Origin of the sequence: Candidatus Magnetaquicoccus inordinatus (assembly GCF_004217665.1) — a bacterium.
GTDB classification, from domain to species: Bacteria; Pseudomonadota; Magnetococcia; order Magnetococcales; family Magnetaquicoccaceae; genus Magnetaquicoccus; species Magnetaquicoccus inordinatus.
Map to the genome: position 1 here is coordinate 1 of NZ_RXIU01000283.1, position 3,705 is coordinate 3,705.

The window sequence follows — 3,705 nt, forward strand, 5'->3', positions numbered from 1 at the left end:
AGATGCCGCTCCCTGTTTGCTTCGCTTCGCTGCCTATTGCAAATTGCAATAGGCGTTTTCATTCTGCAACACCTCCCATTTTACAATATAATCTTCATATTTTCAGTAAGATAGCCTCCATGCCGCTCATCCATACCATGCAGCAGCAGTACCCCCTCTGAAAAAATGCAGCGTAAAGATTTGAAATATAACGATAATATTCTTGGCATGTTTATTGTCAAAGCCTTTGCATTCCGTATTGGCCAAGCCTCCCTTTCGTACAATGCACGGGAAGCTTTTGTCTGCCAGCAGACGGTTGTGCATCTCATGGGTATCAGGAATGAACGCAACGACTCTAATAAGATTTTTTCCTTTTTTACAATGGTTTCCCTTAAGTGTATCCGGATTGCGTGCCGATTTTGTCGCCGGAACCACCGTTGCCTTGGTACTGATTCCGCAATCGATGGCATACGCCCAACTGGCCGGTCTACCCACTCATTATGGACTCTATGCCTCTTTCCTGCCGGTGATTATCGGCGCCTTGTTTGGATCCTCAAAACAATTGGCCACTGGACCAGTTGCCGTGGTCTCGCTGTTGACCGCCTCAACGCTCACCCCTTTGGCACCCAGTGGCAGTGAAGCCTATATCGCTTTGGCAATTATGCTCTCCCTGTTGGTCGGCATTATCCAAATTGTTTTGGGTGTTTTTCGCCTGGGCGTGGTGATCAACTTTCTTTCGCACCCGGTCATCATCGGCTTTACCAATGCAGCAGCGTTGATTATTGGATTGTCGCAACTGTCGAAAATATTTGGCCTGCCCATGGGACGCAGCGAACATTTTCTGTGGGATGTTTGGATAATGCTGCAACAGATCAAACAACTGCATCCGTTAACTCTGCTGTTTGGAATCAGCGCCTTTACCATCATGATGTTGTTGCGCAAATATCGACCCAAATGGCCAAATGTCTTGATTGCCGTCTTTCTCACCACCGTTTGCAGTTGGTATTTTCAATTCAAAGGTATGGGTGGAGCTATTGTCGGCACCATCCCAGAGGGGTTGCCCAATTTGCGGTTACCCACAGTTTCTCTGGAGATGTTATCGGCGTTACTGAGCAATGCCTTGGTCATCGCTCTGGTTGGCTTCATGGAAGCAATATCGATTGCCAAAGCGATGGCCGCACACGCCAAAGAACGTTTGGATGCCAATCAAGAGTTGATCGGTCAAGGTTTGGCCAATGTGCTTGGCAGCTTGAGTCAAGCCTATCCTGTTTCGGGCTCCTTTTCCCGTTCGGCAGTCAATTTTAGCGCCGGAGCACAATCAGGCATCTCTTCGGTCTTTACCAGCATACTGGTATTGCTCACCCTGCTCTTTTTGACCCCTCTGCTCTACCACCTGCCACAATCGGTTTTGGCGGCGGTGATCATGATGGCTGTGGTGGGCCTGATCAACTTCAAAGCCATTCATCATGCCTGGTTGGCACATCGTCATGACGGTATTGCCGCAGTGGTCTCTTTTTGTGCCACCTTGGCCTTTGCCCCACACCTGGACAAGGGTATTCTGGTTGGTGCAGGATTGGCTATTCTCTTTTATCTGTACCGGGTGATGCGGCCACGGGTTGCCATTCTGGGACGCCATGGAGATGGCACGTTGCGCGATACCAAAATCCATCCCAATTTGCCCACAGACGAACGCATCATCGTCATTCGTCTGGATGGACAGCTCTTTTTTGCCAATGTCTCCTATTTTGAGGACTCCTTTTTGTCTGCCCTGGCTGCCAAACCGCAAGCCCGTTATGTCCTGGTAGTAGGAGATGGCATCAACTCTCTGGATGCCACGGGTGAAGAGTTTCTGGCCCATCTCTACTCCAGACTGCAGGGTAATGGCATTGTTCTCATCTTCTCCGGTCTAAAAAGACAGGTACTGGATGTGATGCGCAACACCGGATTGTTTAGCAAAGTCGGCGGTGACGAGGCAATCTTTGCCACCGAGGATGCAGCCCTGACCACCATCTATCAACGCCTTGGTCTGGACAGCAGCGATCAACCTCTTTTGCCTGCCCCACTACCGATCAACCACTCCCTGGGCAGTGCCGTATAACAGAAGATCTGCCCCATGAACCAGACGTGGTACTGGTGCATGGGGCAGAGACACAGCAAACAACACAGACTCCCAGCTCCCCTATCGCCAAACCTGCTTACCAGGGCAGACTCTCCTCAGCCACCACATCCAGTTGCCAAGGCAATCGGCTGAGATCCTGGAAACAGGGCAGCCAATGATTGTGTATGACCCTGGCTCCTGGCAAATCGGTCACAATACGATTGACTCCCTCACTTTTGGCCAACTCTGCCAAGGCATCATTTGCTGGACCACTCAAGACAAAACAGGGAATCGGCCTTTCTGTAAACTGCCGCACATGCTGTTGCAAAAGGTTTAACAGCTCTTCTTCAATGTGCCGATAGTGCTCGGCTGGCGTGCGCAGGCGTTGTCCCGGAGGATCAGGCAGATGCTCAAACAGGCTCACAAAAATCAGATCTGCCGACAACTCCTTCGCCAGATAAAAAGCGCGATGAGTGACTGCGGAGTGGCGGGAAAAGAGATCAACCAAAACAATGACAGGGGAAGGGTTGCCACGCAGATTCTCTGGCAACAGGAGATTCTCTCTACTTGCTTTAATATTGAAATTATTGAAAAATTTCAACCATGCTTTCCGAAGAGTCGCGATAATTTCAGCCACAGGCCACTCCCAATTGGTTGTTGGAAGCCTGCAGTCTATCCGAGCGATGATTAAGAATTGGTTAACTGTTGGTTAATATCTGGTTCAATAAATATTTTTTGCTCTTTCCGACAGTGAGGATGTACCATTTTATAAGATTTTATTGATAATAATCAAAAAATTATCAACAGACACACCCCTTTCACCAACTTACATATAAACAATATTAGATTATCATGTTTTCAAAAAAATGTTATATCTTGTTAATTTCTGATAATATAAATAAATATTTACTCTACATGTTCAGGCAATAGTTATATATTACTCTCTAAATTTATTAAAGCATACAATTGCGCTTTTGCAGCAACCAGAGCATATTCTCCTTTTACAAGCTCCCATTTCCTCTGTTAGTCTTTTTTGTTTGACTCATGGATAGGCGCATTATTCGAGAAAATGGTAAGCACGGTTAGTCCAGAAAGATGTGGGAAGCAAAAAATCATGCTTACTGTAGACTATAGCACGCCGTCATTGGCAAACAGGCCAAAAACATATCTTGCAAATAATGAAAAAGAATCAAAAACACACGGAACTGTCTCGGTAACATTTTCGGCAATTTTTCGCTGATTGATGACATATATTGCGATAAACCAACCATGAACCTATCCCTTTCCAATAAAAATTCGCCCACGCTCATTGCCGTCTCCCTCGGAGCCGTCGTTGCTCTGCTGGCCTCTATTGTGGTCGTGTTGTTTGAATTGGATAGCAAACATACAAAAATGGCCTTGGCACAACGCACTGCAGAACGAATGGCACGGCAAATCGATCAATATCTGGCACGCACACTCTCCTCCACCTATGCGCTGGCAGCACTGATTCGCCAGGGCAAAGGATCGATAGATGATTTTGAGAATGTCGCTACGGAAATGATCTCGCTTGTAAGCGTCCATTTCTCCCCAGGGTATCCATTTATTTTGAGAGGTGAGACCATCCCAGAAAACACATTTTTCAGGAG

Annotated in this window: 2 protein-coding genes and 1 pseudogene; 2 read left to right on the forward strand and 1 reads right to left on the reverse strand. The window is 47.2% G+C overall.

What is annotated here, in order from left to right:
• Positions 1-319 precede the first annotated feature (319 nt).
• Positions 320-2,077, forward strand: coding sequence for a SulP family inorganic anion transporter (locus tag EJP87_RS14645; protein ID WP_130472604.1), 1,758 nt, complete (start codon positions 320-322; stop codon positions 2,075-2,077).
• Between the two features lie 97 nt (positions 2,078-2,174).
• Here the strand turns inward: EJP87_RS14645 and EJP87_RS14650 are convergent, their stop codons facing one another.
• Positions 2,175-2,714 carry a universal stress protein gene (locus EJP87_RS14650; protein ID WP_130472605.1) on the reverse strand — a complete coding sequence of 180 codons (540 nt, stop codon included), beginning with the start codon at positions 2,712-2,714 and terminating at the stop codon, positions 2,175-2,177.
• A gap of 632 nt (positions 2,715-3,346) precedes the next feature.
• Between EJP87_RS14650 and EJP87_RS14655 the strand changes: the two are divergent.
• Positions 3,347-3,705 (forward strand): annotated as a pseudogene (locus EJP87_RS14655) (hypothetical protein); the annotation flags it as partial.